This window comes from Crossiella sp. S99.2 (genome assembly GCF_023094165.1).
Taxonomy (GTDB): domain Bacteria; phylum Actinomycetota; class Actinomycetes; order Mycobacteriales; family Pseudonocardiaceae; genus Crossiella.
The window spans coordinates 76,367-101,798 of record NZ_JALMDK010000008.1; the positions used below are offsets into that span (position 1 = coordinate 76,367).

The 25,432-nt window shown below is 68.3% G+C and carries 31 protein-coding genes and 1 pseudogene; 10 read left to right on the forward strand and 22 right to left on the reverse strand.

Annotated features, from left to right (window positions below):
• Positions 1-5: 5 nt before the first annotated feature.
• From MZC64_RS28850 to MZC64_RS28885, 8 genes are all read right to left on the reverse strand, one after another.
• Positions 6-881 (reverse strand): type II secretion system F family protein, encoded by an 876-nt coding sequence (locus MZC64_RS28850; protein ID WP_247762281.1) that lies wholly within the window; start codon positions 879-881, stop codon positions 6-8.
• Positions 878-1,768, reverse strand: coding sequence for a type II secretion system F family protein (locus MZC64_RS28855; protein ID WP_247762282.1), 891 nt, complete (start codon positions 1,766-1,768; stop codon positions 878-880). The genes MZC64_RS28850 and MZC64_RS28855 overlap by 4 nt, the downstream gene beginning before the upstream one ends.
• On the reverse strand, positions 1,765-3,270 hold the full coding sequence (locus tag MZC64_RS28860; RefSeq protein WP_247762283.1) for a CpaF family protein: 1,506 nt from the start codon (positions 3,268-3,270) through the stop codon (positions 1,765-1,767). Before MZC64_RS28860 ends, MZC64_RS28855 begins: the two co-directional genes overlap by 4 nt.
• A complete protein-coding gene (locus MZC64_RS28865; protein WP_247762285.1) occupies positions 3,267-4,085 on the reverse strand; it encodes a hypothetical protein in 819 nt (272 codons plus the stop codon). Before MZC64_RS28865 ends, MZC64_RS28860 begins: the two co-directional genes overlap by 4 nt.
• 13 nt (positions 4,086-4,098) lie before the next feature.
• The gene (locus tag MZC64_RS28870) at positions 4,099-4,668 is read right to left on the reverse strand and encodes an SAF domain-containing protein (protein ID WP_247762287.1); all 570 of its coding nucleotides are present in this window, start codon (positions 4,666-4,668) and stop codon (positions 4,099-4,101) included.
• Between the two features lie 122 nt (positions 4,669-4,790).
• Positions 4,791-5,753: a hypothetical protein gene (locus MZC64_RS28875; protein WP_247762289.1), complete on the reverse strand. Its 963-nt coding sequence runs from the start codon at positions 5,751-5,753 to the stop codon at positions 4,791-4,793.
• Positions 5,750-6,259 (reverse strand): hypothetical protein, encoded by a 510-nt coding sequence (locus MZC64_RS28880; protein WP_247762290.1) that lies wholly within the window; start codon positions 6,257-6,259, stop codon positions 5,750-5,752. The genes MZC64_RS28875 and MZC64_RS28880 overlap by 4 nt, the downstream gene beginning before the upstream one ends.
• A gap of 85 nt (positions 6,260-6,344) precedes the next feature.
• A complete protein-coding gene (locus MZC64_RS28885; protein ID WP_247762291.1) occupies positions 6,345-6,980 on the reverse strand; it encodes a prepilin peptidase in 636 nt (211 codons plus the stop codon).
• A gap of 712 nt (positions 6,981-7,692) precedes the next feature.
• Here MZC64_RS28885 and MZC64_RS28890 point away from each other — a divergent pair.
• A complete protein-coding gene (locus MZC64_RS28890; protein WP_247762295.1) occupies positions 7,693-8,289 on the forward strand; it encodes a hypothetical protein in 597 nt (198 codons plus the stop codon).
• Positions 8,290-8,317: 28 nt separating this feature from the next.
• Here the strand turns inward: MZC64_RS28890 and MZC64_RS28895 are convergent, their stop codons facing one another.
• Complete coding sequence (locus MZC64_RS28895; RefSeq protein WP_247762297.1) at positions 8,318-8,659, reverse strand: hypothetical protein; 342 nt, start codon at positions 8,657-8,659, stop codon at positions 8,318-8,320.
• A 125-nt stretch (positions 8,660-8,784) separates the two neighbouring features.
• Positions 8,785-9,453 (reverse strand): GGDEF domain-containing protein, encoded by a 669-nt coding sequence (locus tag MZC64_RS28900; protein ID WP_247762299.1) that lies wholly within the window; start codon positions 9,451-9,453, stop codon positions 8,785-8,787.
• Positions 9,454-9,792: 339 nt separating this feature from the next.
• Between MZC64_RS28900 and MZC64_RS28905 the strand changes: the two genes are divergently transcribed.
• From MZC64_RS28905 to MZC64_RS28935, 7 genes are all read left to right on the forward strand, one after another.
• Complete coding sequence (locus MZC64_RS28905) at positions 9,793-10,551, forward strand: helix-turn-helix transcriptional regulator (protein WP_247762301.1); 759 nt, start codon at positions 9,793-9,795, stop codon at positions 10,549-10,551.
• Positions 10,552-10,555: 4 nt separating this feature from the next.
• Entirely contained in the window at positions 10,556-11,107 is a 552-nt protein-coding gene (locus MZC64_RS28910) for a hypothetical protein (protein WP_247762302.1), read from the forward strand.
• Positions 11,100-12,308, forward strand: a complete 1,209-nt coding sequence (locus MZC64_RS28915) for an MAB_1171c family putative transporter (protein ID WP_247762303.1) — start codon at positions 11,100-11,102, stop codon at positions 12,306-12,308. The genes MZC64_RS28910 and MZC64_RS28915 overlap by 8 nt, the downstream gene beginning before the upstream one ends.
• Positions 12,309-12,324: 16 nt before the next feature.
• Entirely contained in the window at positions 12,325-13,719 is a 1,395-nt protein-coding gene (locus MZC64_RS28920) for an NAD(P)/FAD-dependent oxidoreductase (protein ID WP_247762304.1), read from the forward strand.
• Between the two features lie 77 nt (positions 13,720-13,796).
• Complete coding sequence (locus MZC64_RS28925) at positions 13,797-14,687, forward strand: radical SAM/SPASM domain-containing protein (protein WP_247762305.1); 891 nt, start codon at positions 13,797-13,799, stop codon at positions 14,685-14,687.
• A gap of 7 nt (positions 14,688-14,694) precedes the next feature.
• Positions 14,695-15,438, forward strand: coding sequence for an AAA family ATPase (locus MZC64_RS28930; protein ID WP_247762306.1), 744 nt, complete (start codon positions 14,695-14,697; stop codon positions 15,436-15,438).
• Positions 15,435-16,289, forward strand: a complete 855-nt coding sequence (locus MZC64_RS28935) for a phosphotransferase (RefSeq protein ID WP_247762307.1) — start codon at positions 15,435-15,437, stop codon at positions 16,287-16,289. The genes MZC64_RS28930 and MZC64_RS28935 overlap by 4 nt, the downstream gene beginning before the upstream one ends.
• A gap of 28 nt (positions 16,290-16,317) precedes the next feature.
• Here the strand turns inward: MZC64_RS28935 and MZC64_RS28940 are convergent, their stop codons facing one another.
• From MZC64_RS28940 to MZC64_RS28990, 11 genes and pseudogenes are all read right to left on the reverse strand, one after another.
• Complete coding sequence (locus MZC64_RS28940; RefSeq protein ID WP_247762308.1) at positions 16,318-16,878, reverse strand: hypothetical protein; 561 nt, start codon at positions 16,876-16,878, stop codon at positions 16,318-16,320.
• Positions 16,879-17,009: 131 nt separating this feature from the next.
• Positions 17,010-18,056, reverse strand: a complete 1,047-nt coding sequence (locus MZC64_RS28945) for a DegT/DnrJ/EryC1/StrS aminotransferase family protein (RefSeq protein ID WP_247797760.1) — start codon at positions 18,054-18,056, stop codon at positions 17,010-17,012.
• Positions 18,057-18,296: 240 nt separating this feature from the next.
• Positions 18,297-18,728 (reverse strand): hypothetical protein, encoded by a 432-nt coding sequence (locus MZC64_RS28950; protein WP_247762310.1) that lies wholly within the window; start codon positions 18,726-18,728, stop codon positions 18,297-18,299.
• An 80-nt stretch (positions 18,729-18,808) separates the two neighbouring features.
• Positions 18,809-19,129 (reverse strand): annotated as a pseudogene (locus MZC64_RS28955) (RNA polymerase-binding protein RbpA); the annotation flags it as partial.
• Entirely contained in the window at positions 19,126-19,422 is a 297-nt protein-coding gene (locus MZC64_RS28960; RefSeq protein WP_247762312.1) for a hypothetical protein, read from the reverse strand. The gene MZC64_RS28960 and the pseudogene MZC64_RS28955, both read right to left, overlap by 4 nt.
• A gap of 27 nt (positions 19,423-19,449) precedes the next feature.
• Positions 19,450-19,641 carry a hypothetical protein gene (locus tag MZC64_RS28965; RefSeq protein ID WP_247762314.1) on the reverse strand — a complete coding sequence of 64 codons (192 nt, stop codon included), beginning with the start codon at positions 19,639-19,641 and terminating at the stop codon, positions 19,450-19,452.
• A gap of 818 nt (positions 19,642-20,459) precedes the next feature.
• Complete coding sequence (locus MZC64_RS28970; protein ID WP_247762316.1) at positions 20,460-20,756, reverse strand: hypothetical protein; 297 nt, start codon at positions 20,754-20,756, stop codon at positions 20,460-20,462.
• 404 nt (positions 20,757-21,160) lie between these two features.
• Positions 21,161-21,514, reverse strand: coding sequence for a hypothetical protein (locus tag MZC64_RS28975; protein ID WP_247762318.1), 354 nt, complete (start codon positions 21,512-21,514; stop codon positions 21,161-21,163).
• The gene (locus MZC64_RS28980) at positions 21,511-21,729 is read right to left on the reverse strand and encodes a hypothetical protein (RefSeq protein ID WP_247762319.1); all 219 of its coding nucleotides are present in this window, start codon (positions 21,727-21,729) and stop codon (positions 21,511-21,513) included. The genes MZC64_RS28975 and MZC64_RS28980 overlap by 4 nt, the downstream gene beginning before the upstream one ends.
• Positions 21,726-22,091, reverse strand: a complete 366-nt coding sequence (locus MZC64_RS28985; RefSeq protein WP_247762321.1) for a hypothetical protein — start codon at positions 22,089-22,091, stop codon at positions 21,726-21,728. The genes MZC64_RS28980 and MZC64_RS28985 overlap by 4 nt, the downstream gene beginning before the upstream one ends.
• Before the next feature lie 4 nt (positions 22,092-22,095).
• Positions 22,096-22,539 carry a hypothetical protein gene (locus MZC64_RS28990; protein WP_247762323.1) on the reverse strand — a complete coding sequence of 148 codons (444 nt, stop codon included), beginning with the start codon at positions 22,537-22,539 and terminating at the stop codon, positions 22,096-22,098.
• 874 nt (positions 22,540-23,413) lie between these two features.
• Between MZC64_RS28990 and MZC64_RS28995 the strand changes: the two genes are divergently transcribed.
• Positions 23,414-24,301, forward strand: coding sequence for a helix-turn-helix transcriptional regulator (locus MZC64_RS28995; RefSeq protein WP_247762325.1), 888 nt, complete (start codon positions 23,414-23,416; stop codon positions 24,299-24,301).
• On the forward strand, positions 24,267-24,743 hold the full coding sequence (locus tag MZC64_RS29000; RefSeq protein WP_247762327.1) for a DUF397 domain-containing protein: 477 nt from the start codon (positions 24,267-24,269) through the stop codon (positions 24,741-24,743). The genes MZC64_RS28995 and MZC64_RS29000 overlap by 35 nt, the downstream gene beginning before the upstream one ends.
• Positions 24,744-24,900: 157 nt before the next feature.
• Here MZC64_RS29000 and MZC64_RS29005 read toward each other — a convergent pair whose 3' ends face one another.
• On the reverse strand, positions 24,901-25,392 hold the full coding sequence (locus tag MZC64_RS29005) for an NUDIX hydrolase (protein ID WP_247762329.1): 492 nt from the start codon (positions 25,390-25,392) through the stop codon (positions 24,901-24,903).
• Positions 25,393-25,432: the final 40 nt, after the last annotated feature.

Below are 25,432 nucleotides of genomic sequence, written 5' to 3' on the forward strand. Positions count from 1 at the left end.
CCCTTCTACAGTCGGGCGATCAGCGGGTAGACGATGACGATCAGGAAGCCGATCAGCAGGCACGCCAACGGTCCGACGAGGCGTTCGGAGCGGCGGTTGGCCTCTTCCCGGTCAGCGGCCAGGGTGGCTTGGCGCAGTGCGGCGGCTTTGGCGGTCAGGGTGGTGTAGACGGCGGCGCCCTCGGCGGCGGTGGCCAGGATGTCGGCCAGCTCGACCACCGCGGGCACCCGGAACCGTTGTCCCCACTGGGCAAGGGCGTCCCAGGCGGGAGTGCCGGTGAGGCGGGCGCGGTGCAGGATCGCGCGGATCTGGCCGAGGACCCAGCCACTGCCCAGGGAGGCGGCCTCACCGAGCGCTTGTGCCGCTGCGGCGCCGGCGGCGCGTTCCTGGGCGACCAGTTCGAGGTAGGAGGCAAGGGTGCGGGTGAACTCCGCCCGTGCCGCGGTCGCGGCCCGGGTGATCCGGACGCCCGGGATCAGCGAGGCCGTGACCATGCCGACCACGGCCAGCATGGTGACCGTCACGATGTCCAGCTCGACGACGACACCGAGAACGATGGCGGTGAGCCCACCGAGGGCAGCCCAGGTGAGCCTGGCCGCCACGTAGCCGGTGACCGTGCGCTCCAACAACTCCAGGTCCAGCACCGGCACGCCCCACCACCGGTTGGATGTTCGCGCCGAACGCTCCGCGAGCCCGGCCAGGACGCGCACCGGCCACGATGGCCGACGAGTCCCCTGTGTCGTACTGGCCTGGGGTGCGGCGTGGTGGTTCTGCACGCGGGCCATGGCCGCGGCGATGTTGAGCGGGGCCGGGGGTGCGATCGCGATCACCAGCAAGGTGACGGCGAGCCCGGCGCAGACTCCGAGGATCAGGGCGTTCACGGTGTCCACCGCCGTGGTGTTCGGCCGAGGAAACGCGGGCGGTGCAACAGGAATCCTGGTTCCGGGCGGGGCCGGGTCAAGGTGGCCAGCCATACGCAGGCCAGTGCGAGGAATCCCAGCGCCAGGGCCAGCCACAGCTGCCCGACGAGCGTGTCGAAGGGGGTGAGGTAGTCCTCGGTGAAGACCGACAAGGCGGCGGTCATGGCGGCGATGATGCCCAGCAGCGCCCGCACACTGGTGCGGATTTTGGCGCGATCGGCTTCGACTTCGCGGCGGGCGGCGACGTCTTGTCGTAGCGACTGTGCCAGTTCGGTGAGGATGGGCAGCAGGCCGCGGCCGCCGCTGCGCAGGCGCAGGAGCAGGCAGGCCACGACGCGGTGGGCGGCGGCGTGGTCGAGGTCGCGGGCGAAGGCCCACAGCGCCGGTTCCGTCCCGCCGGCGCGGGTGCGCGCGGCCAGGGCCTGGACGTGTTCGGCGATCGGGGCAGGTGCGGTGCGGGCGCTGGCGGTCAACGCCGACTCCAGCCCGCCCGCGCCGGAACCCAGCAGATCGGCCACGCGCCGGATCCACTCGGCCAGCGCCTCCAGAGTGGCGATCATGCCGCGGTTGCCGGGCTGGGCCACCGCGCGCGGCACCAGCACCACCCCGATCGCCGCCGCGACCGCGGCCACCGGCCAGCCGCTGACCCACCACACCAAACCACCCGCGACGACAGCAGACAGCGTGGCTCGCGGCCGAGCCCACCGCCGGCCCCACACCCAGGCGTTCCACCCGCGTCGACCCGAACCGCCGCGCTCGGCGGGTGGGGCCGGGGCGCGCAAGCTGGTGGCGGCCAGCAAGACCGCGGTCGCCAAGGCCACACCCAGTACTGCGGGCAGGGCGGTCATGACAGATCCCGGCGCAGGAACGCGGGTTGCCAGTCGCCCTCGGTCTGGTGCAGCAGGGCGGGGTCGAAGCCGTGCCGGATCAGATCGGCCATCAATCCGGGGCTGGGTGGGAAGGCAGGGATAGCGCGGCCGTCTACCGGGCGGGGGCTGAACAGGTGGGTGAGGTCGGGGCGGCCGGTGTCCCCGACGGGGCCGAGTTCGGCGATCTCGGTGACGTAGCGCTGGCGGCTGAACCGGCCGGAGTGCGGGTCGTGGTGGTCGACCTTGGCCAGATGCACGACGAGGTCGATCGCGGAGGCGGTCCAGCGGTAGGCGGCCTCCACCGGCAGCGGAGGTGCGGCGAGTTGGCCGAGGGCGGCGATGCGGTCGGTGACCGCGGCCGCGGAGGCCGCGTGCAGGGTGCACATGCCCCCGGCGGCGCCGTTGCCCAGCGCGCGCAGCAGGGAGGTGACCTCCCCGGCCCGGACCTCACCGACCAGGACCCGGCTCGGGGAATGCCGCAATGTCTGTTTGAGGAGGTCGTCCAGGGTGACCTCGCCGGCGCCTTCGGCGTTGCCCTGCCGGGCCTCCAGGGGTGTGACCAGGGTGTGGGTGCCGAGGAGGTCCAGGCCCAGTTCTGCGTCGTCTTCGACGGTGATGAGGTGTTCGTTGGCGGGGATTTCCCGGGCCAGGGCGCGCAGGGCGGTGGTCTTGCCGGTGTAGGGGCCGCCGGTGACGACGATGTTCTTGCCCGCCCGCACCGCCGCGCGCAGGAAGGCAACCAGGATCGAGTCCAGGGTGCCGGCCCGCACCAGGTCGTCCAGGCCGACGTCGTGGAGGCGGTGGCGGCGGATGGCGATCCGGGGGCGGTCGGTCAGCGACATCACCGCGGACAACCGCGCCCCGAGCAGCCCGCCCGCGGGGATGCGGAAGGAGACCATGGGGTTGGCGGGGCTGAACTCGCGGGCGGTCTGGCCCATCCGGGCAGCCAGATCGGCCACCATCGTAATCAGGGTGGCATCGGAATCGGCCACCACATACTGCCAGCGTTCCAGCGATCCGTCGGCCAGCTCCAGCCAGACGCGGTCGTAGCCGTGGATGTGGATGTTCTCCACGTCTTCGCGTTCCAGCAAGGGAAGCAGCGCGCCCAGCCCGGCCATCGAGGCCACCACTGCCTGGGCGAGTTCCCGCTCGAAGGACAGCGGCACCGGTGGGCGGCCGGCTTGGGCGTTGCGCACGACCCAGTCGGTGATCTCTTCATGAGCCAGCGCAAGCATCCGCGCATGCTCCGCCGCCGGATTGCGGGTCTCCTGGGCAGGAACGTCGTCCTGACCGAGTTCGTCCAGGCGGACCGCGACGGCGAGCCGGATCTGGTCCACCAGGTCCCTGGACGGCCGCGCCGACGGCTGTTCCTTCACCGGCGGGGCGCCGGGATGGTCGGTGGTGACGGCACGCAGGCCGCCGCGCCAGTGCGTGTGGTGCCCGGTCGGGAGGTGGGTCTGTCCGGGTTGGTCCGAGGTCATCGCGCCACCCCCGTGTTCGTCGGCATCCAGTGGGAGCGCCGGATCGTGGCTCCCGCCTCGTGCAGGCGGCTTGCGGCGCGGGCGGCGGTACGGGCCAGCTTGGTTCGATGCACCTTCGCCTCGGCGGGCAGGCCGTCGCTGAAGACCTGCGCGGTGTCCGGGTCTTCGGGCAAGCCCAGGCGGGCGGGTATCCCCAGCACGGTGTGGGCTTCCCGCACGCCGAGCTGGCCGGTGCCACACACCGCCAGGCCCAGTCGTTCCGTTGGGATCCGTTGGCGCAGCAGGGTGAGTGCTGGTTGTGCGGAGTGCAGGTGGCGTGGCACCGGGCGTACCGCGAGCAGGACCAGATCGGCGGCCTCCAGCACCGGCCACGGCACCTCCGCCTCCGCGGTGAGCCGACCGCCGTCGACCAGAACATCCACCGGACCGTTGGGCATTGTGCCCAGCGCGGTGAGTGCCTGGGCCAGGCGCGTCCAGCCGCCCTCCTGCAGCGAGATCGCCTGCGCCGGATCGGCGAGCCCGGCCAGCAGCCGGGCCCGCGGCGCGGGAGGAACGGGTTGCAGGTGCGGGGCCAGCAGGTCGGCGGTGATGGTGGTGGTGTGGCGGGTCGCGGTGGAGAAGGACAGCAGTCCCTGGTCGGGGTGCAGCTTTCCGGTCAGCCACCACGGGGATAGCCATCCGGTGGCCAGGTCGCCGCCGGCGGGGTCGCAGTCGGCGAGCACCAGCGGCGCCGGCCAGCCGTAGGTCAGAGCGGCCACCGTAGTGGTTGTGCCGGGCGAGGACTTGCCGGAGGTGATCACGATCAGGGCCATCACGTTGCACACCTCCTTAGTTCCCGGGGCCGAGCACGGTGATGATCACCGGGCCGGCCGCGGCCGCGGTGGCCTTGTCGAGGTGCTCGGTGGCGATCACGACGTCGACGGTGACCGTGCCCTGCGCGGGCTCCCCGCCGATTCCGAACACCCGCGCCGGGAACCCGGCCCCGCGAAGGGCGGTCTCGACGGCCCCGGTCTGGCCAGAGACGACCGGGGTCACCAGGACCCGCTCGCCGGGGCGCAGACCACGGGCAGGTAGGCCGGGTTTGCTGCCCAGGCCGAGAAGGTGCTGTCCCGCACCGGGAACCGGTGTGTCAGAGATCTGCTTCGGGGCGAGCACGCTGCCGGTGGTCAGCGTGGTCACCGCAGTCTTGCCGATGACCGCGGCCTGCTCTTCGGCCCGGATCATCTGTGCGGCCGGGTCTTGCACGATGTGGGCCACGGCCAGGTCGGCCTCGACGATGCGATGGCCCCACTCCACCGTGCGGGCCAGCACCAGCACGGCGACCCGGGCGTCGTAGGAGGCGATGAGCAGGTGGTTGCCGAAGCCCGCGGCGGTGGCCAGCACCACCGCGGTTCCCACCAACCACAACCGGCGGCGCCGTGGCAGACGCGCGGGGTTGCTCGGGCGGGGTGAGGGTGACTCCGGGGCGGTGGGCGCCGGGCCTGGGGTGGCAGTGGGCGGGAGTGGAGGTCTCATGGTGTTCACCCCTTTCCTGATAACGCGGAACTCGCCGCTTGGTCGCGCCGGAGGGCCTGGGCCTCCACAACAGCCAGGGTCAGCTCGGCCCGGGAGACCAGATCGGGCAGCCGGCCCCCGGCGGGCGCAGTGCCGGTCGAACCGGCCCAGCTCACCGACCAGCTGATGGCGAACACCGCGCGGACCTGCTCGCCGGGTCGGCCGTGGGAGGAGCGCAGGTAGACGAAGTCGCAGGTAGGCGACGGGGCGTGCAGCCCGGCTGTGCGGGTGTACGGGGTGCCGGGACCTGTGCAGGTGCGGCCCTGGCCCATGCCGGAGTCGAAGGTCAGCGTCGTCGGGGTCGCGGTGACCTGGGCCCACACCGGCCCGGCCTGCACCCGCTCCACCTGCGGCCGCCACACCACCGGCTCAGTCCACAACCAGGTGTGCTCGCCCACCACGGTCGCGCGGCGTCCGTCGGCCAGCTGCACGTCCGGGGACAACCGCGGCACCGGCAACGGCAACACCAACTGCTCAAACGCCTGGGCGGCCAGCTCGGCGGGGCTGGGCAGGATCGACACGGCCGTGACACCCGGGGCCGGGGTCGGGCCGGTCACCCAACTGCTGGCCATGCCGGGGCAGGTGCGGGTGTAGGCGGCCTTGCCGTCCCCGCCCAGCGACCCCGCGTGCCATTGGCCGAATTTGGCGAACATTTCCGACGGGCTGTGCGCGGCAGGAGAGTAGGTGCAGGCCGGTGCCGAACCGGCGTGACCGCCGGAAGCACTCGCGCCACGACCGGCACGTCCCGGTTGGCCGGGTGCGGCGGCGCCGAGGTCCACGGTCGGGGCGCCGATGTAGCCGCGGTGATCGCCGGGGACCACGACGATCCGGCCATCCCGGTTCGGATCGGCCACCGCGGGCCTGTTGGCGGTGGCCGCGAGCAGCGCGGCGAGCACGGCCGCCGTGAGGAACGTACGCCGGGCAGTCATCGGCAGGCGCCCCCACCGAAAACAACATCGGCGACACGCCACTGCCTGTCGGTGCCGCGTAGCAGCGTGGCGGTGACCGGATTGCGAGGCACCCCAACGGTTTTCGGCTTTCCCGACTTGGCGTCGGCCTGCCCGCTGGTGCTGGCGTCCTGGCAGTCCTGCACCGTGGCCCGGTCTCCGGCGACCTGCACGCCGGTGATCCTGGCGGTGGTCGTTCCGTAGAGCACGACCGACTGTTCGCGCAGCAGTCCAAGCCCCTGAACCATCCTGCGTAGCTGTGGATCCACCGCCACCTTGCTCAGGCTGGGCTGCCACTCCGGTTCCGGGCGCTTGTCGATGGTGCCGGCCAGCTGCCAGAAGTCGTGGTACACCGCAGTCACCGCCGCGGAGGCGTCCGGCAGGGCGCTCGTGGGCGACGCCTGCTGGGTCACCGGCGACGACTTCGCCGGTGGTGGGCTGGAACGCTCTTTGGGTGTGCAGGCACCGGAGAGCAGCAGGCCGGGCAACAGCACTCCGATGGCCGCCCGGCCCCTTCCGGTTGCGCTGGTCATGGCTGACTCCGCTCCGGTCGGCGCGGCGACTGCACCGCGGTCAATGGAAGATCACGACGAACAGTGCCCCGGCGATCAACGGCGGCCCGGCCGGAAACCCGGCTCCCTGGCCCCACCGGGCCCGCCCCGTGGCCAGCAGGGCGGCCGCGACCACCCCGGTCAGCAGGAACGACACCAGCAGTCCGCAGAACAGGTGCTCCCAGCCCAAGTAGCCCAGGAACAGCGCCAAGACCGGCAGCAGCACCGCGTCGCCGCCGCCGAACCCGTCCGGGCGGACCAGATGCAGCCCAACTGTCACCAGGCCGACCACGGCCGCGGCGACCACACCGCGCCACACCCCGTCGAACCGGCCCACCTGCGCCGAGGCCACCGTGAGCAACACCAGTCCACCCAGCCCGAGCACAGCGGTAAGCGGGTGCGGCAGGCGCCGGTATAGCCAGTCGATCACGGCCAGCACCACGCCGAAGACCACCAGCCAGCACCACGCGAGAAGGTCCGGGGAACCAGGAAAACGCGCCCCACGCACCACCAAGGCCGACACCGCGGCCACACCCGCCCACACGCACAGGCGATGCACCGACCGCGGATCGCGGTCCGGGTCGAGCTGGTGGAGGCAGGCCAGCAGCACCGGGCCGGCGAGAAGACCAGCGGCCCCGCAGAGAACGGCCAGGAACATCCTGCGCTCCTCCGTTCAGGTACCTCGCCATCAAGTCCTCCGTCCTGAGATCGGCAGCGATGAGTTTCAGCTGCGGAACCAGGTAACACGGGATCGGGATCGTGGTTGGCCCGACCAGCAGGCCAGAGTCAGGCGACGGCGACAGGAACATGCTCGGGGCACTCCCGCTGTGGCGACTGAGCATGGTTTCACCTCCAGAAATGGCAAATTTCAAGATCCAAACTTGCTTACCTCACTTTGGTACACCGCCGCCCCCGTACTAGCGCCAACGCAACCATGGGATTCCGGGCCTCAATTCACCCGATCGGGCGGGTCGGCCACCCAGGGGGTGGGGGTGGCCGACCCGGGCACGAGCGTCTGCTCGTGCGGTGGGGAGTGCCTACGGATCACGCCAGGTGTACAAATTCCTGGCACTTGTCAGGTCGCTCGCATCCCGACCGGGGTCGGCGGGCGAGAATCTGGTTCCTCCTGTTCTGATCCAGCCGAAGCGGTCATCGGCCTAACGAGTATCTGTCTACCGCAGACCCTCCCGCTAGTTTCAAGGCTAGTACGTGCACCTTTCTTGAGGTGTACGCCAGGTTCCTGTCGATCCAGGATTGCGACAGGAGAAACATCCCGCACTAGCCAAAAAGCTAGTGCGGACTCGCCTTGAAGCTAGTGGGGCACCGTGGGTAATGCTGAGGCAGTCGCGAGGACAAGCAGCGGAGGGGCTATGTCATTCACTCATCACAATGTTCGCGTCGGGGTCGTCGTCGCAGGCGTGGCCATGGTTGTTGTCTCATGCGGTCACGCCCCGAAAAATTTCACTGAGACCGCAGAACCGGCGACCATCACTCCCAGCTCGGTCGCGACTACCTCGGCGCAAGCGAGGCCCGAACCGGGCCGGGTAGCCGGCGCCGATGGCGCGGCCGCACGCCAAGTGAAAGAGACGTATCTGGCCATGTGGCACCAGTTCACGATCGCCGCGGCCAGCGCGAACCAGCACGCGAGCGGCCTCTCCGCGCACGCCACCGGGGCAGCGCTGGTCGAGCTGCGTCAGATGCTCTACGCCGATTCCATGGCCGGAAGAGTCACTCTGGGCAAGCCGGATCCCAATCCGCAGATCACAGCGGTACGAATCCCGGAGGTGCCACTGGAAGTCGACCTACTCGATTGCGTCAACACCTCGAACTGGCGCAAGTACAAAGCCAGGGACGGGCAAGTAGATGCAGTTCGACCCGACCGGATCCTGGCAAGCGCGACCGCGCGCAACAGCGAAGGAACGTGGAAGATCGCCACGCTCTCCCTTCGAGAGGTGGACTCCTGCTGATCTCGACCCCGGAGCGGCGGCCGCAAAATTAGCGGACCGCTTGCCCTGGAGGGTGCACCACTGCCGAGTTCAGGCGCTGAACCAGGTTATCAGCCTTCTTTGTCAGGCCATAGCAAACTATGGACTGCGCGCCGATCGACATGTCCTCGCGCCAGATCAGCTGGTCATCCAACAGAATCTGCAAGGTCTTGTTGAGTACGCTGTCGTGCAGAATCTTACCTTGCGCGAGATCACCGTTCTGGATAGTCCTACGTAGCACCATGTAACGCAGGGGGCCGCCGTGCAGCGCGGCGAGCACGGCCGTCGACCACTCGGGGTGAAGTTGTCGAGTAGTGCGATAGATGCCTTGCCAGTCGATACGATTGCCCACCACAATCCCCTCCCTTGTTCGAGCGGCATCGTTCAACGGATCCCCAACCCGAATCGCCGCCGTTCCGCCGGAGGCCCGACGCCTCCGAGACTCAGTTCTGTCAGTTACCTTCGTGGTCGCATTTCTTAGGTGCGATTCCAGTGGTTCGCGTCTGGAAGTCGATCACCCACCCCCGAGTTCACCGTGGCGTCAGAGCCGAGAAATACGAGACACGTGCGATCTTCACTCATGCTCTTGGCCTCCAAGAGCGCCGCGTCTGCGTGCCGAAGCGCTTCGGTCAGGCCAATGGCGCATCCGTGGATCGCCGGGAAGAACGCCGCGCCGATCGACACGGTCACCTCCGAGATCATCACGGCGGTGCCCCGCCGAGCGTCAGGTGCGCGGACATCCAGTTCCCGCACCGCCTGACACATCTGGCGCGCCACGTCGATCGCGTCGTGCTCGTCGGTCACGGTGCACAGGGCGAGGAATTCATCTCCGCCGTAGCGGCTGAGCACGTCCCCTCGCCGAACGGCGGCCCGGAGGGCGGTCGCCACGGCGCGGAGCACCTCGTCGCCGGCGAGGTGACCGCAGGTGTCGTTGATCTTCTTGAAGTTGTCGATGTCGAGGACCAGCAGCACCAGCGACGTTCCGCGGTCCGCGGCCACCCGCAATGCTTGCGGTGCCTCGACTTCCCATGCCCAACGGTCCGGAAGTCGGGTCAGGTGGTCGCGCCGAGCAGAGTCGAGCGCCTGGCCGCAGGCGTCACAGCGTGGTCCCGCGCCAACGCTCGTCGGCACCCCGTCCTCGGCCATGCGTGGGATGGGAGCTGGCGCCCCGCCAAGCTCGGCGTCAGGCTCAGGTCCCGCATGGCCGTCGTGGCCGAAAGATGCCGCCTGCGTACGCACCGCCGTGCCTCCCTGGGACTGCTGATCCGTGCTTGACGCCTTCCGCTGCGCAGGACCAGCCAGAACTGCCCTGCACCGTTTTGAGTCACTTGATCTTCATGTGGTCAGAAACGTGGATACTGGCAGCATGGTAGGCACACCCGGGCGCATCTGAACAGGAATGAACCCGATCGGGGGATCGTCTGCAAAACCGTACAGGCGTTTGATGGTGTTGGGGAACGGGGCGGAGGCTTCGGAGGTGACGGCGTGGTCAACAGCAGTCGACCACGGTTTTCCGCGGTGCTGAATGAGCTGTGCACCGCGGCTGATTCAGCGCGCCTGGGGCAGTTCTCGAACACCTGGCTGGCCGAGACCATCGGCGTCAGCCAGAGCTTCATCACCCAACTTCGCCGAGGACAGCGGGATCCGGGACTGGACACCGTCGAAGCGCTGGCAACCGCGTTCGATGTGCACCCGGCCCACTTCGTCGGTGGTCGGCGCGACCGCACGCCGACCAGCCTGCCTCGGCGGCCGTTCCGAGAGAAGTTGAACGTCCTCTTCGCCCTGGTCCACCCAGCAGGCAAGGGCGAGTTGAGCCACGACGCCGTGGTCGCCAAGGTGCGCAAGCGCGGCGAGGAACCGGGAGGTGAGGGGTGGACGATCTCGCCGAACACGATCGCCGATCTGCGCACCGGCAAGAACCTGAATCCCCGCCTGCGCCACATGATCATGCTGGCCGAGGCGTTCGGCGCCGACCCGGCCTACTTCTTCGACGAGGAGCTGGCCGAACGGATGGAGTCCCAGCTCAGGAACCTCTGGCTGATGAAGGACCTCGGCGTGGAGTCGCTCATCCTGCGCGCCACCGGACAACCGGCGAACATTCGGGACGAGGTCTATCTCGCGCTGGCCAAGGCCCTCAAGCCCAGCGCCGAGGCCCAGCACGCGGCCAGGCAGGCCATCGATGACCCCGGCGCCGCAGCCGACAGTGGCGGTGTGGCGGAAACAGACCGGCAGCCGCCGGGGTGAGGGCATGAGGGGGCGGCAGCTACGCGAACTCCGCGACGGACTGATCCAGGAACTGGCCCTGGATCGGTCGGCTACCACGGAGACCGTGTGCATCCGGCTGTGCGAGGTGGTGGCGAACAGGCTGCAGCGACCGATCTACCTGCGCTTCCAGCCGCTCGGCGACGTGCTCAGCGGCGTGTCGGCGATGGGGCAGGACGGCGCGTACGCCGTGCTCGTCACCACGGCTCGAAGCTGGACGCACCGCGTACTCATCCTGCTGCACGAACTCGCGCACATGCTCTGCGGCCACCAGCACATCGTCCTGAACACTCAGGAAGCTGATCAGCTCCTCCACCCGGACCTGTCCGAGGAGACGCTCACCGTGATCGCCCAGCGGACCGTCTGGTCCAACGCCGACGAGCACGAGGCCGAGCACGTGGCCGGCGTTCTCATGCAGGGCCTGCTCGACTGGGCACACCAGCAGGACATCGAGCCGTTTCGGCCCGCGGACGATGACCGAGTTGCTGGGGTCTGGCACATGCTGATCTTCAACCCGAAGCGCGACAGCCATGAGTAACGCCCTGTACTTGCTGTGCGGGCTCGGTCCGCTATTGCTGGTGGCCTACAAGTACCGGGCCGCGATCCTGGCTCCGACTCGGTACAAGCCCATGATTCAGGCCATCTGCATCGGCTCGCTGTGCGCCGCCATCTCGTTCGCGCTCTCCTCGCCGGCCGCGGGCGCCTACATCAACACCCTGACCGGTGTACCCAGCATCGCCGTTCTGTTCGTCTTCGTGCCCGGCCTGCTCTGGGCCTGCTTTGCCCAGGTCTCGATCGCCTACTGGCGCCACTCGCCGGACAGGGACAAGGCGTGGCGGGCGGCACGCCTTGTGCTCCTCGCCCACGCCGCTGTGATCGTCGGCGAGATAACCCTGTTCGCGCTGGGAGCGCCCAACTCATCCCACCACGTCGACTTCACCAGCGCGTTTGCCGCGACCCCGTACCTCGGCGAACTGATCCTGCTGCACTTCACCGCGTATACCATCGCGGTCACCATCGCGATCTACAACTGCTGGCAATGGGCCAATGGCACCACGGATTCGCAACGGTGGTTGCGGCGCGGGCTCAAGCTGATCGCGATCGGCTCCGTGTTCCCAGCCGTCCACGGCCTGGTCTACCTGTTCGCGGTGATCGGCATTCGGTTCGGTGCCGACCTCAGCTACTGGGGTGTGATCGTGGCACCGCGGATCGCCGGCCTCGGCGTGCCCGTGGGGTTGGTGGGTATGACGATCGCCGTATGGGGACCGAGGATTCCCTTGCTGCGTCAGCGAATCTCCCGCTACCTCGGTGACCGGCGCGACTATCGCGAGCTACGCGTGCTGTGGCAGGTGCTTCGGCCGGTCGAGCCCAAGATGGTCCACCGCCCCCAGACGCTACGGGATCGGCTGAGCCTGCGAACACGGCTGTTGTGGCGTCTCATGGAGATCCACGACTGGCTGCACCAACTCAGCCCGTACCGCGATCCGCGGCTTGCACCTGTTGTCGCGCAACGCGGCCAGGCAGCTGATCTGTCCACCGAGGACAGCATGGCGCGCGCGGAGGCGGCGGAGATCCGGGCCGCGATCGAGGCCAAGCACACCGGAACCAGGGCCGACGCCGTGCTCGAACAGGTCGATGCTCCCACCAACACCAAGCGTGCCTTCGCGAGTGAACGAGCGCGACTGGTCCTCATCTCGCGCGCCATCGCCGAACTGTCGAGTAGCCCGAAACCCGCCTGACGGAGAGGGTGTTCGCATGCCTGGGAAACCGATCCACGCCGTAGTCCTGGGCGGCGGGCTGGCGGGGATGCTCGCCGCGTCCGTGCTCACCGAGTTCGTCGACAAGGTCACGATCATCGAGCGCGACCGGTTCCCCGACGGTCCCCTTGAACGCAAAGGCACTCCGCAGGGGGGCCATACCCACGTGCTGATCGCCGGCGGTGCGCACACCATCGAGCAGCTGCTGCCCGGCACCCTCGATACCCTTGCCGCCCACGGCGCCCAGCGCATCGGTCTGCCGAGCAGGTTCCTGGCCCTGGCCTCCCGCGGCTGGCTGCGGCGCTTCGACGAGGCCCAGTTCCTGATCAGCTGTTCCCGTGCCCTGCTCGACTGGGTTGTCCGCGGCAAAGTCCTGCGGGACAAGAAGATCACCGTCCGCGAGGGCACCGAGGCAGTCGGCCTGCTCGGCGACGCGCAGCGGATCACCGGAGCACAGCTACGCGACCGCGATACCCAAGCCGTCGAGCACCTCGATGCCGACTTCGTCATCGACGCGACCGGGAACACCTCCCGCGCTCCGCGCTGGCTCGTCGACCTCGGCCTGCCCGAGGTCACCGAGGAGAAGATCGACCCGGACATCTTCTACTCCACCCGCTTCTATCGCGCCCCCGAAGGCGCTCGGGACAACTTCCCCGAGATCAATATCGCCTCCGACCCGATCACCAGCCCGGTGCTGCAGGCCGGCGTCCTGCTGCCCATCGAGGGCCACCGGTGGATCGTCACGCTGGTCGGCCCACGTTCAGCCAAGCCACCGGTTGACGACGAGGGCTTCGCCCGCTTCGCCAGGGACCTCCGCCACCCGGTCATCGCCGACCTCATCGCCCGCGCCGAACCGCTGACAGAACCGCGGCAGTACCGCATCCCCGGCAACCGCCGCCGGCACTACGAACAGATCAAGCCGTGGCCGACCAGCTTGGTCGTGCTCGGCGACGCGGCCTGCACCTTCAACCCCGTCTACGGCCACGGCATGGCCATCGCCGCCCGCTGCGCTCTCGCTCTCCAAGACGGCCTCCGGCGGCACGGGCTCGACCGCGGCGGCCCAATCGTCCAGCGGGCCGTTGCCCGCCAGACGGATCTGGCCTGGACGATGGCCACCAGCCAGGATCTCCGCTACCCCAGCACCATCGGTCCCCGCCCCAGCCGCTTCTCCGGCATTGGCCAGGCATTTCTGAACCGACTTGCCTGGGCCGCCACCGGCCGCGCCGCGGTGGCCGCCGCGCAATTCGACGTCTACACCCTCTCGGCGTCCCCACTCCGGCTTCTGACACCGCAAGTCCTGCTCGGCGCTCTGCTCGGTCCAGGCCGTCCGCCCTTGACCGAGCCGCCCCTGACTGCGGAGGAGTGGCAGGTCGTCGGATCACCCCGGGGATGAGGCAGTCGATCACCGCTCTCCACCTGGGGCGCCAGGAGAAGTTCGATTGGCCGCGATGTTGAAGACGGGAGCTTGCCGTGCAACACCTGGAGTTCGCGTGGTTCGAGGTCACCGGAAAATGCCAGCTGGAGTGCGAGCACTGCTACGCCGACTCCGGCCCGAAGAGCACCAACGGCACCATGCGCCCCGAGGACTGGACTCGGGTGATCGACGAAGTCGCGCAACTCGGCGGGAGAATGGTCCAGTTCATCGGCGGCGAGCCAGCGCTTCACCCCGGGCTGCCCGAGATGGTGAACCAGGCCCGCGGCCGTGGGCTGGAGGTCGAGGTCTTCTCTAACCTGGTGCACGTGCCGCCGCAGCTCTGGAAGGTCCTCGCCCAACCCGGCGTGCGCCTGGCCACCAGCTACTACTCCGACCGCCCCGGCGAACACGCCGCGATCACCCGCCGACGCGGCAGCCACCCGCGAACCAAGACCAACATCATCGAGGCCCTGCGCCGCTCGATCCCGCTGCGCGTCGGGTTGATCGACGTGCGGGACGGCCAGCGAGTCGAGCAGGCCCGCGCCGAACTCGCCGAGCTGGGCGTCACCGACATCGGCGTGGACCACCTGCGCCAGGTCGGCCGCGGCGTGCGGGACCGCACCCCGAGCATGGACCAGCTCTGCGGCCACTGCGCCCGCGGACAAGTCGCCATCTCCCCGGACGGCTCGGTGTGGCCATGCGTGTTCTCCCGGTGGATGCCGGTCGGCAACGTCAGGATGAACAGCCTCGCCGACATCCTCACCAGCCCGGCCATGGCCGAGGCCACCCAGACCTTGGAGGCCCACTTCGCCACCCGGGGCACCTCGGGGTTGTGCGACCCGAAGTGCGGCCCAAGCTGCGGACCCGCTTGCCGACCCCACTGCTGGCCCACCGGCAACGGGCCGTGCACGCCCAAGGGTGGCTGCCAACCCAACTACGACGCCTAGGAGAACGGTGTTCGTCCGCCGCGCCTACATCCCCGACGGCCTGCAACCCGACGACCACGAGGACTGGCCGTTCACCGTGCCGTGCGTGTCCCAGCTGGCCAAGGAGGGCCTGACCTTCACCCACCCGGTCACCTTCCTCGTCGGCGGCAACGGCACCGGCAAGTCCACCCTGGCCGAGGCCATCGCCGAAGGCTTCCGGCTGGACTCGCAGGGCGGACGGGCCGCGGCCAAGACCGGCCGGCCGAACCCGGTGAAGACCCCGCTCGGCGAGGTCCTCCGCCTGGAGACCACCGCCCAGGGCGCGCGCATGCTCAGCGGCCCCCGGGTGAAGAAGAAGGGCTTCTTCCTGCGCGCGGAGACCGCCTTCAGCATGACCGAGAACCTCGGCGGCGTCCCCGGCTACTGGGATGAGGACACCGCGGCGCTGAGCCACGGCGAGGGCTTCCTGGCCGTCTTCGCCGCCATGTTCCGCGACCCGGGCTTCTACGTCCTGGACGAACCCGAGGCCGCGCTGTCCTTCGACTCCACCCTGCAACTGGTCGCGCTCCTGCACCAGCTCGGCCAGACCGGAGCCCAGGTCGTGTGCGCCACCCACTCACCGATCCTGGCCTCCGTGCCCGGGGCGGACATCGTCGAAGTCGGCGAGCACGGCTTCCACCGGGTGCGATGGGATCAGCTGGAGCTGGTCGACCACTGGCGCCGCTACATGAACAACCCCGACAGCTACCTGCGTCACCTCACCGAGTCATGAACCATCCCGGCCTGACCCCCGAGCCGGAGACCGACCCGGACGCGAAGTTCCGCAACTGGATGCGGCTCAACCTCGCCCGTGCCGCCGAGGAGTTCGACCTGACTGTCACCGGCAACCCGGTCTTCGGGTGGCGGCTGCGCTCCGTCGGCGCCCGTGCCGAGGGACCGGCTGGACCGCGGTGGCTGCGCGTGGCCAGCTCCGAGGTGGAGTGGGCCCGCGGACCGGCCTGGACCGGCAACGTCGATGCGAACAGCTTCGACGGCATTCCCAAGCCCACCGTGCTGGCCAGCACTGAATGGACCGAGTGGGACTGGCGCACCCAGCGCGCCGAGGTCATGCCGCTGCTGAACGGACTTCCTTGCTCGCCGACCGACGTCCTCCACCGAGATGTCAACCTCGCCAACGCCTGGTGGGCAAACCTCCATCGATCCGTTGACCGGCTGGCCGCGACCCCCACCGAACGAGTGCATGCCGACCAGGACAAGATCGACGCCAGACTACGCAAGGCGTTCGGCGACCATGTCGTCATCCAGGTTGAGCAGTGGGAAACCGTCCACGGTGACCTGCACTGGGCCAACCTGCTCAGCCCCGAACTGGTCATCCTGGACTGGGAGTCCTGGGGCCGCGGCCCGGTCGGCACGGACGCGGCAACGTTGTACTGCTACAGCCTGCTCATACCCAGCGCGGCCCGCACCGTGCACGAGGTCTTCGCGGACGTGCTCGACACTCCCGCCGGACGGGTCGCGCAGCTCTGCGTCGGCGCACGCCTGCTCAACCGCGCCGCCCAAGGCGATCACCCGGAACTCGTCAAACCACTCACTCACCATCTGGACGAGCTGTTGTCGCGGTAGCGGCGGTTCTCCTCTGCGCTGAAGTCAGCTACTCCGGTGAGTCGATCGAGCGCGGAGCACGGAAGTCCCACAGCCGCAACAGCGACCGGCGGGCAACGAAGGTCGCGACCAGTGAGGCGTCAGGTGCAAGCCAGCCGACAACCGTGGCCGCCAGCGCCCAACCCCACTGCCAGCCGGAGGCGGTCAGCTCGACGGTCGCCAGCAACGGCAGCGGCAGCGTGACAAGGCGGAACGCCCACGCACCGACGTTGGTGAGTTCGTCCAGGTTGACATTCCTCGGCTTGGGCTCCGGCCGACGGTCGGCCTTCAACAGCGGGCCGGTACGCCGGGACAGCAATATGAGGAGCGTGAAAGCCATTGCACACCAGGACACAACAGCAAGCACCAAGCCCCAGCCGGTGAGGATGCTGAGTGCGTTCACGGCCAGCCACAGCACGACGAGGAAGGCGAGCACCGCCACCACCGTCGGCACCACGGTGGCCAGCGCCAACTTGAAGGTGAGCGCGGCGAACACGCGGTTTGCCGTACCTTCAGCCGCATCCTCGGCGGAGTCCCGCCACCGGCCGGATGGGTCATGGTAGTAGTTCATCGTGTAGCTTCCTTAGCAGTCACTTCGGGCAGACATCATTGGCGTGTAAAGGTTTTGTTCTCTCATGGCTGCGGACCAGCTTCGCTGAGACCGAGCACAGTGCGTACTGGAGGCGCCTGGGAACGGGGACTTCATGCCGGATTCCATTGCAGTGCCTCACTGGCGATGATCGTGGCGAACTCGCGAACCTGGTCCTCGGTCACCTTGGCGGGCAGGCTGATCGCCAACATGGTGTCCACCACTGCCCGAGCGCGAAGGCATGGTTGCTCGACGTAGGCACTGAAGGCGGGTACCTGGTCTGCTGAGGTCAGCCCGTAGGTGCCCACGCTGTTGGGTACTCCGCGGACCGCCAGGTGGGCGCAGAACTCCCGTGGGGCTGGCATGTCCAGGTGTGCCAGCAGGCTGTGCCCGTTCCAGCTCTCCGGTCCCGCGGCGTACGGGATGACCAACCCGGATGCGCCAAGAAGGTGCTTGGTCAGCAACAGGGTCCGCCGTGCCTGATCGCGAAGCGTCTCGTCCAAGTCGGCCAGCTTGGCTCGGGCGATGGCGGCCAGCGGGTTGGCGAGGCGGTAGCTGTTGCCCGGCACCGCGGGCGTGGTTGTTGCAGTGGCCGGATCCTGGCCGTGCTGGCGGAGCGTGCGGCAGGCCCCGGCGAACTCGATGTCGTGGGTCAGCAGGAATCCACCCTCACCGGAGTCCAGGAGGTTGCCCGCACGAGTGGAGAAGCACCCGATGTCCCCCAAGGTCCCCGCAGGCGCGCCGTCGATGTTGGTGCCGATGGCCTGGCTGGCGTCCTCGATCACCCGTAGGCCGTGGGCACCGGCGAACTCGACTGTGCGCTGGGCGTCTCCGGTACGGCCCCACTGGTGCACCAACATCACGGCCTTGGACAGCACGGTGATCTTGGCTTCCATGTCCGCCAGGTCCAGCCCGGCGCCGCTGGGTCCGCAGTCGACGAAGACCGGCCGCGCGCCGACATCGAGCACCGGTGCCACCGAACTCGCCGGAGCCAGCGCGGGCACCAGGACTTCGTCACCGGTGCCGATTCCCAACGCGGCCAGGGCGAGGTGGATCGCCACGGTGCCACTGGAGACCGCAACCGCGTGCGGCACTTGGAATCGAATAGCCAGCTCCCGCTCGTACCGGTCCATCTCGGACCGGCAACTCGCATCCGGCATCGCACCCACAACCTCTTGGTATAGAAGGAAAATCGACTGATCTGATTCAGATCAGGGCTATCGGCAGGGTCAGCTACGGCCTACGCGCCGATTCCGTAGACACGCAGACAATGACTCCGCCGCTACTCCGATCGGGCCGCCACGGCCGCACCTGTCGTGGACGGTCACCTGCCCGCGTTGGCGACTTCGCGAACACCACCAGGTCCAACTCGACATCGCCCGCCGCGCGGCCTACCCGTCTCACCGCGCACGTCCAGCTGCACGCCGAGCCCGGACCTGGTCCTTCATGTACTCGACCAGTTCGTCCAGCACCGCGGCATGACGCTGCACGAGCGCGGCGAAGTCGGGATCGTCGATCGCTGGGGAGAGCGGTCCTCGCCTGGTCGTGCGATTCTGCTGAGCAAAGCGGGCTTCTAAAATCTCCAGGTGGGTCTGGCCGCGCAGGTAGCCGCACACCACGTTCTCGTAGGCAGAGCCCACCTCCTGGGTCGCCTCGGCGAGCGCGATGTACAGCGGGTCGTAGTCCACCTGTCCTTGGAAGGCCCACTCCACTCCCGCGCAGATCTTCACCAAGTCGGTCAGCACCAGTTGCAGTGGTGCGAACATAGGCGGCAGGCCGTCGACGATCGCGGTCGCGCGTCTGCGGTCGGCACGGCTGGGGTTGCGGATCACGGGGTCTCCCGGGGCAGGATGCACAGGCTGGCCAGAAGCGCTTCCTGGGCTCGGATTTCCTCCGGCACAGGGAGGTTCCGTGTCCGGCGGCGCAGATTCAGTCGTTCGTTCAATAGTTGCTCCAGCTGCGGGATACTGCGGCGCTCCAGCAGCATGTCCCACGGGGTCCGTGGCGGCTTGGCCGGTCTGGATGGCGGCTTGGCGCCGACCGCTGGTGACTCGGTGCTGTGCGTACGGCACTCCCATGTGGACGGTGGGTCCGCCTCGTCGGCGAAGGGCACCACGAACTCGTGACCACGCGGACAGAGGTAGCTGACCGCTTGCCGCGCAGCAGCCTCGTTCCAGCGCCCGGGGACGGGAGGGCGGGACTTGTTGCCGCGGTGGACCTTCGTTGATGTCACGGCTTGTCGGTCCCGTCCGGGTTCTGGACGTAGAAGTCGCCGATCGCCATAAGAGCCTTGTGCGCCAACGAGATTCCGTACGCGGCACGACCGACCTGGATTCGGATGTCCGGCGGGAGGCTGGGCAAGACCGCCACCAGCCGAATCTGGACATCCTCGGGAAAGCTGTCCGGGCCGAACAGCTCGCTGAGGTCGATGACCTCGCCGCGCTCGTCAGGGTGGTTCGGCTGCGGATGCAGTGGGTGCACCGCGGCCAGTCTGGACTGTGGGCGGTTGGGGTTGCCGGGTTTCACGTGTGCTCCTGAAAGATGATCAATTGCTCAATGGCTGCCGCTGTTGCCGGTGTCCATCGGTTTCTCGCGGGCCCGCTGGCACTGCGGGCAGGGCCCGACCGCGGGAGTGCCGCCCGGGGAGAACGCCTGGCCGCACCAGGCGATGACCTGGCCCGAGTCGAGCCTGGTGCGGATCTGGTGTTCGTAGCCCCCGCCGACCGGGACCGCGGTCCCGTTCATGCCGCCCACCCCGCACTTCTTGCAGGTCGTCTCGGCGCGTTGGTCATCGCTGTGGAGGCAGGGGTGGCGGCAGTGCAGGGCGCGGTCGCCGTCCTGACAACTCGGATGCGTCGCGTGTGGCTGGGTCGATCCGCGGGTGCGGGCGGCGGGACGGCCGCCGCTCCGACTGGTTCCCACCCTGCGGGGACGGCCGCCGCGCGGCGGCCGTCCCCCTTCTCTCCAGATCCCGTCGGCGCCATCCGCGGTCGGGAACATGCCGTTCTCGTGAGAGGCCTCGGCGCGGTGATAGCGGAGGGACTCGCCGTCACCGCCACTGCAGGCCGGTCGCGCTGAACGACTTGCTGCGGAAGGCAGCTCGGCCGGGCACCGGGAAGCAGCCTGGCCCATTGTGGACAGTCCGCGCAGACGTGCCTGATCCGGCGCACCTGAGCGCGGCATTGGTTGCCACGCCAGTGCGCGAGGCGAACCTTGAGCCACGCAACCGTCCGCTCCGCCGGTCGATCCCACAACCACCGTGCCAAGGCCGGTCCAGCGAACAGGATCAGGTTGGCGGTCACGGCCAGCACCAGGGTCAGCTCGTCACCGAGCGAGTACCAGCGGTCCAGCCAGGGCTCTCCCACACGGCTTGCCCCAGGAAGTCCTGGGGCACCACCAAGAATTGACTCCCGGTGGTTGGTGCCCGGAGTGCTGGTCATGGCAATTCCGATCAGGTTGGTTGAGACCGGTCGGCGCTTCCGTGCGGTTGGGTTCACGGCTGAAGGGCCGTGCTGGTCCGTTGGCCCGATGGCCTCGATCAAGGCGAAGCAACCGGACCGAGGTCAGGTGACAGGCGCCCGTAGGGCATGGCGGCCGTGGTCCTCGGTCAGGCCGGATTCCAGGGTGTCCTTGACCTTCCGATAGGCGCGGCACAGGACACGGCGGCGCAGGATCCTGCCGAAGATCGAACCGGCCAGGCTGCACTGGTCGCAGGCGCCATACCGGTCCAACTCGTGCTGATCAAGCACGTCAAATAGCGCATCAGCGACGAGCTGTCCATCGGCAACTTCGCCTTTGGCAGCGGAGGCACGGAAATCCGCCACCATCCCACGAACCTTGCCTTCAAGGTCGGAGAACATCAGGCATCGCCGCAACGGCGGCGCTCGCGCTCACCTGCCGGACAGTCCGGGCAGGGGAACTCGGTCGCGTCGCGGTCGACGCGGTCTACCTCGGTGCGTTCGTCGTCCTGCCTGTGCACGGTTGTAACGGTCCGGCTGGTGAGCAGGCCCCGGTCACCGCACTTCGCGCATGCCACCGGTTTTCCCTTCCTTCTTCAGTGAGAACGGCGGGATCGGTACACCACTTTGGGGAGGACGTACCTGTCCCGAGTCCCCGGCGTATGGGCGTACAGCGAGGTGCCGGGGGCCGGACGACCTCGGCGCAGCGTTCGTCCGGCGCAGATGAGCGTTCAATCTCTCGCGGTGCTCTCCTTCCCGTTGGGTGGTCGGCGGGGCGTCTGCCCGCCGCGGCTTGATGGGGGCTGTCAGCCCGGCGGGGCGGTGCCGGCGGGGCGGGCTACTTGGATCCCTTCGGCGGTCGAGAGGGCAAACACCAGGTCTCGTGCCGTGCACATGCAGCACCCCAGACCGCGGCCAAGGGCGGAGACCGCGCGGTGCAGTTCGACGAACGCCTTACCTGCCTGCTCCGCAGTAACATCCGTGGGGCGGCGCTCACCGTCGAAGAACCATTCCAACGGCTCCGCAGCACGGGCGACCGCGTTCCACTGATCCCTGAGCATCTGAACGCTGCTTGTGGATTGCAGGTGCCCCATTGCCACGCCCATCAGCTTGTTGTCCGTGCCGAACGGGTCGTGGTGATGGTCTGCCCCGGGGGTCATGAGTTCGTTCCTTCCTGGCCGGGCGAGCGGGTGGGCCACACGATGTGCCCGCGCCAGAGCCGGTCCGGCAGCAGGTGTGTTTGTCCGCAGTAGAGGCAACTCCCGGTCCCGTCGCGCCACGGGATGAGGTTGTGCGGGCGCCCTTCGTTCACTTCCGAACGGCACAGGGACCGGTCCGGGCTGTGGTTGTTGGCGTCGGCGGCGTCGACGGTCATCCGGCATCACTGGCCACCGGGGCGTGCTTCGCACGCTCCAACTCCTCCAGCAGCGAGGCGACGAAGTTGGTACTAGCGCCGATTGTTGCTGCGATCTCGCTGATGGACACGGGGAATTCGCGATCGACAAGTTCGCGAACAACAAGGGCAAGTCGGTGGCGTTCATCGGAATTGAGCGCGCGAAACTTCGGCCGCCCCATCCCATTGAAGATCGACTTCACCAGGTCGATCGGTACGTCGAGCACGCGAGCTGCGTTCCACAGGTTCATGTTGTGCTCGTCAAGCAGGTGCCAAAGCGCAACCTGTATCGCCCGTTGCTCACTGTCTGAAATGGACAGACGTGCAGTCTTCCAGCTCGTCATGACCTCACCGCCCGGCTAGGACGTCGCGAATCGCGAAGAACTCGACTGTGGGCGGATCGAGTTGCTGGGTGCGATCCTGGCCGCGTTCGGCGCTGTGGTGGTTGCGCGTGTGCGTCGGGCTATCGCCTTGGCGTGCAACGGGAATCCTAGGCGGAGCGAGCACGTGGCCCCCCGGATTCGGGACGGGAACACCGGCGGATGGCAGCGCGGTGCGCCGCTGGGTTGCCGACAGCAGCACCGGATAGTTGTCCCGGCAGGCATTCCAAGCGGCGATCCTCTCCGCAGAGGCGCGCCGCGGGTCCGGATCGTCGGCGAGGTGTCGCGCGGTGAATTCTTCAGCGTCCAGAACGCACACGCGCCAGTACCGCACGGTCGCGATCAGCAGCACTAGGACAAGGACACCGCCGCCCCCGTGGATCACGCCGTTCAGGTAGTCATCGGTTCGCATGGTCAGCCTCCCGGTCCTGCGTTTCTTCAGCCATTTCCCTTGCAAGGGAAGGCATTTCGATGCGCGGAGCGCGGCCAGGAACGTGGTGAGCTGCGATCTGGACGGTACCCGCGGGCCCGGACTGGTTGGCGTTGCTGTCAGCCACGGCGGCGACCTCGCCACATGTTGAGCAGCATTGTCGTGCCGATGGTGATGAGGGTGATCAAGGCGCCCTCCAGCGCGCCGAGTATGCATTCGTCCATGCCAACCCCTGTCCACAGGTGAGACGTCCACAGGTGAGACCGGTGGAGCACGGTCCGCGTCTACTCCCGTGCTCCACCGTGCTTCGGGGGGTGGACGGGGCCGCCGGGCCAACTTCAAAACCCGCAGCCCCGTCCACCCGAGTGAGCACGGCCGCACCAGCGACCTGGCGCCACCTGGCGGATGACGCCGGGCGACACGGCCGTGCTCTGGGCGGGTCGCTCGCGGAAAAGGTGACGCGGGACCCGCCCGTCGGCACTCGCGCCTCTGCAACGCGGGTGCCCGCCTGAGAGCGGGCAGGGCCGACCCCAAAGAGGGGAGGGTGGCCCCGCCCGCCCAAGCACCACCGCGGCGACGCATCGGAGAATGCGGTCACCGGGGGACACAGGCGCCGAATGGCGCATGCGAATGGTGGTGCTCGCCTGCGGGGTGGACAGGGCCGCGACGCCCTGCTGCAGCCCTGCCCACCTGCCTCCGCCTGCTACGCGTGTCGTGCAGCACCTCTAGATCTGTGATCCGCAGGGCCGCCGCGTGAGCTGCGGTGACGCTGACAACCGTAGCAAAGGAGAAGCTTCTCCGCATACCCCCGATAGGGGAAGCTTCTCTTCTTGGCTGTTCCGACTAGGCTCCTTGCATGCCCACGCCACCGACTCGCAAGCGCCGCGACTTCGGCCGACTGCTCCGCGACCTGCGCAAGCGCGCTCGCCTGAGCGTCGTAGAACTGGCTGAGCTGTTGCGGGTCGGCAAGAGCACCCTGCAAAAGTGGGAGAGCGGCCACTCGAACCCAGCCTGGGCACAGGTTGAGGTATGGCTCAGCCACTGCAACGCAACGCAGCAGGAAGCCGAGGAAGTCTCCAACCTGTGGGAGATGATCCCGAGGTCATCACCGAGGACCAGCCTCAAGCTCCCGGACGACACTCCGCGCGACTTCAAGGAACACGCGCGCAGAGAGCAGTGGGCGCCCGTGATCCTGACCGTCTCGTCGATTCACATTCCGGGCCTGCTCCAGACGGAACTGTTGGCCCAGGGGCAGCACCGCGGGGTCAACTCGGAATCAGCCGTGGCGGCACGGATGGCACGGCAGGCGTGCCTGACCAGAGACCAGCCAGCGAACTATCGCGCGATCATCGACGAGTCCGTGTTCATGCGGCTGCTTGGCGACTTGAATGGTGATGTAGACGCAGCAGTTGAACAGCTCCGCAAGATCGAACGGCTTGCGGAGCGGCCTAACGTCGGCATCTACGTCCACAAGGTCCGCGACGGCGCCATCAAGGGCAGCCTTGCCACAGGGTGCACGATCATCGGTGATCCCGACGATGACACGAGCTGGTCGGCCTACCTTGAGACGTCCACGGGCGGCTCGTTGATGGACAATCAAGACGTCGTGCAGCACCTTCGGACCGCGTTCAACACCGCCGCCAAGGCGGCGTTGGAGCCAGCCGAATCGGTGGCCTGGATCCGCAAATGCCGTGAGGACCTATCTAGCCATGAGAACACTGAGGTGGATCACCGCCAGCTTTAGCGGTACCACGGTTGACAACAAGACCAATGACTGCGTGGAAGTCGCGCCCTCCCCGGGAGGGACCTACGTTCGAGACAGCAAGGCCCGCGACGATGGTGTCCTGTCGTTCTCCAACGCCGCCTGGGCCGCGTTCCTCGCCATGATCACCGACCCAGCCGAGCGCGCTACGTGGCCGGTGAGCATTTACACCCCCGGCCGCCACAGAGACAAGGCCGCCGTCCGCCCTCTCCTGGACTTCGCCCACGCCGAGTGGCGCGGTGCCGCCCCAGCCGGCGGCACGCGGGTCGAGTACGCGTTCCTCCCGCACGTAGGCGCGGTGTACGTCGCGATGCGCAACAGCGCCTCGCCGGACAACGTGCTCTTGTTCGACTCGGGCGAATGGGCTGCGTTCACGCTCGGCGTACTCAACGCCGAGTTCAACCCGGCGCTCACACCCGCGTAACTGTTGCCGCACAACGAAAACGGGGCACCCGGTCATCCGGGTGCCCCGTTGCGACTATCCGCCTAGCTTCTGAACTTTCTGTCCTGACGACCTTCTTGATGTAACCAGCGTGATTGCCTATCCGAGCAGTCAGAGCAGGTCCTGGTGAGGTCGGGCGCTAGTCGGTGAGGACCCGCGCTACGTTGCCCAGCCGGTCGGCCAGGACATCCTCCAGCAGTTCGGGCAGGGTAGCGGGCAGCAGTTTGTCCGTGCAGCGACGCAGGTCCGCTGCTGACCACCACCGGCGCTCGATCACACCGGCCTTCTCATTCGGGCTCAGGGCCAGCTGGACCTGCTTCTCGGTGCCGGTGAGACGGGCGAGGAACACATGATCCACACGGTGATGGTTCCGCCCCCGGTACACAAATCGGGACTCCCGCACGAACACCTTGCGCCCCAGTTCCTCCAGCGCGATGCCGGCTTCTTCGCCGAGTTCGCGCCGGGCCGCGGACTCCAGGCTCTCTCCCTCGTCCACTCTGCCGCTGGGCAGTTCCCACCAGTGGTGGGCGGGTTCGTCGGGGTCGCGGGCGTGGACGAGCAGTACCCGACCTTCGGGATCGAGCAGAAGCACGCGGGCGCCGATCCGCTGCGCTGCGCTGGTGGTGGGCATCCGGCGACGGGTCCTCGCACTCGGCTGACAGGCGGGTCGC

What these genes read in the sequence shown, in the direction of transcription:
- MZC64_RS28855 (WP_247762282.1), bottom strand. Translation starts at nt 1,768, where the DNA reads ATGACCGCCCTGCCCGCAGTACTGGGTGTGGCCTTGGCGACCGCGGTC.
- MZC64_RS28860 (WP_247762283.1), bottom strand. Translation starts at nt 3,270, where the DNA reads ATGACCTCGGACCAACCCGGACAGACCCACCTCCCGACCGGGCACCAC.
- MZC64_RS28875 (WP_247762289.1), bottom strand. Translation starts at nt 5,753, where the DNA reads ATGACTGCCCGGCGTACGTTCCTCACGGCGGCCGTGCTCGCCGCGCTG.
- MZC64_RS28885 (WP_247762291.1), bottom strand. Translation starts at nt 6,980, where the DNA reads ATGTTCCTGGCCGTTCTCTGCGGGGCCGCTGGTCTTCTCGCCGGCCCG.
- MZC64_RS28890 (WP_247762295.1), top strand. Translation starts at nt 7,693, where the DNA reads ATGTCATTCACTCATCACAATGTTCGCGTCGGGGTCGTCGTCGCAGGC.
- MZC64_RS28900 (WP_247762299.1), bottom strand. Translation starts at nt 9,453, where the DNA reads ATGGCCGAGGACGGGGTGCCGACGAGCGTTGGCGCGGGACCACGCTGT.
- MZC64_RS28910 (WP_247762302.1), top strand. Translation starts at nt 10,556, where the DNA reads ATGAGGGGGCGGCAGCTACGCGAACTCCGCGACGGACTGATCCAGGAA.
- MZC64_RS28915 (WP_247762303.1), top strand. Translation starts at nt 11,100, where the DNA reads ATGAGTAACGCCCTGTACTTGCTGTGCGGGCTCGGTCCGCTATTGCTG.
- MZC64_RS28920 (WP_247762304.1), top strand. Translation starts at nt 12,325, where the DNA reads ATGCCTGGGAAACCGATCCACGCCGTAGTCCTGGGCGGCGGGCTGGCG.
- MZC64_RS28935 (WP_247762307.1), top strand. Translation starts at nt 15,435, where the DNA reads ATGAACCATCCCGGCCTGACCCCCGAGCCGGAGACCGACCCGGACGCG.
- MZC64_RS28940 (WP_247762308.1), bottom strand. Translation starts at nt 16,878, where the DNA reads ATGAACTACTACCATGACCCATCCGGCCGGTGGCGGGACTCCGCCGAG.
- MZC64_RS28945 (WP_247797760.1), bottom strand. Translation starts at nt 18,056, where the DNA reads ATGCCGGATGCGAGTTGCCGGTCCGAGATGGACCGGTACGAGCGGGAG.
- MZC64_RS28965 (WP_247762314.1), bottom strand. Translation starts at nt 19,641, where the DNA reads ATGAACGGGACCGCGGTCCCGGTCGGCGGGGGCTACGAACACCAGATC.
- MZC64_RS28970 (WP_247762316.1), bottom strand. Translation starts at nt 20,756, where the DNA reads ATGTTCTCCGACCTTGAAGGCAAGGTTCGTGGGATGGTGGCGGATTTC.
- MZC64_RS28975 (WP_247762318.1), bottom strand. Translation starts at nt 21,514, where the DNA reads ATGACCCCCGGGGCAGACCATCACCACGACCCGTTCGGCACGGACAAC.
- MZC64_RS28980 (WP_247762319.1), bottom strand. Translation starts at nt 21,729, where the DNA reads ATGACCGTCGACGCCGCCGACGCCAACAACCACAGCCCGGACCGGTCC.
- MZC64_RS28985 (WP_247762321.1), bottom strand. Translation starts at nt 22,091, where the DNA reads ATGACGAGCTGGAAGACTGCACGTCTGTCCATTTCAGACAGTGAGCAA.
- MZC64_RS28990 (WP_247762323.1), bottom strand. Translation starts at nt 22,539, where the DNA reads ATGCGAACCGATGACTACCTGAACGGCGTGATCCACGGGGGCGGCGGT.
- MZC64_RS28995 (WP_247762325.1), top strand. Translation starts at nt 23,414, where the DNA reads ATGCCCACGCCACCGACTCGCAAGCGCCGCGACTTCGGCCGACTGCTC.
- MZC64_RS29000 (WP_247762327.1), top strand. Translation starts at nt 24,267, where the DNA reads ATGAGAACACTGAGGTGGATCACCGCCAGCTTTAGCGGTACCACGGTT.
- MZC64_RS29005 (WP_247762329.1), bottom strand. Translation starts at nt 25,392, where the DNA reads ATGCCCACCACCAGCGCAGCGCAGCGGATCGGCGCCCGCGTGCTTCTG.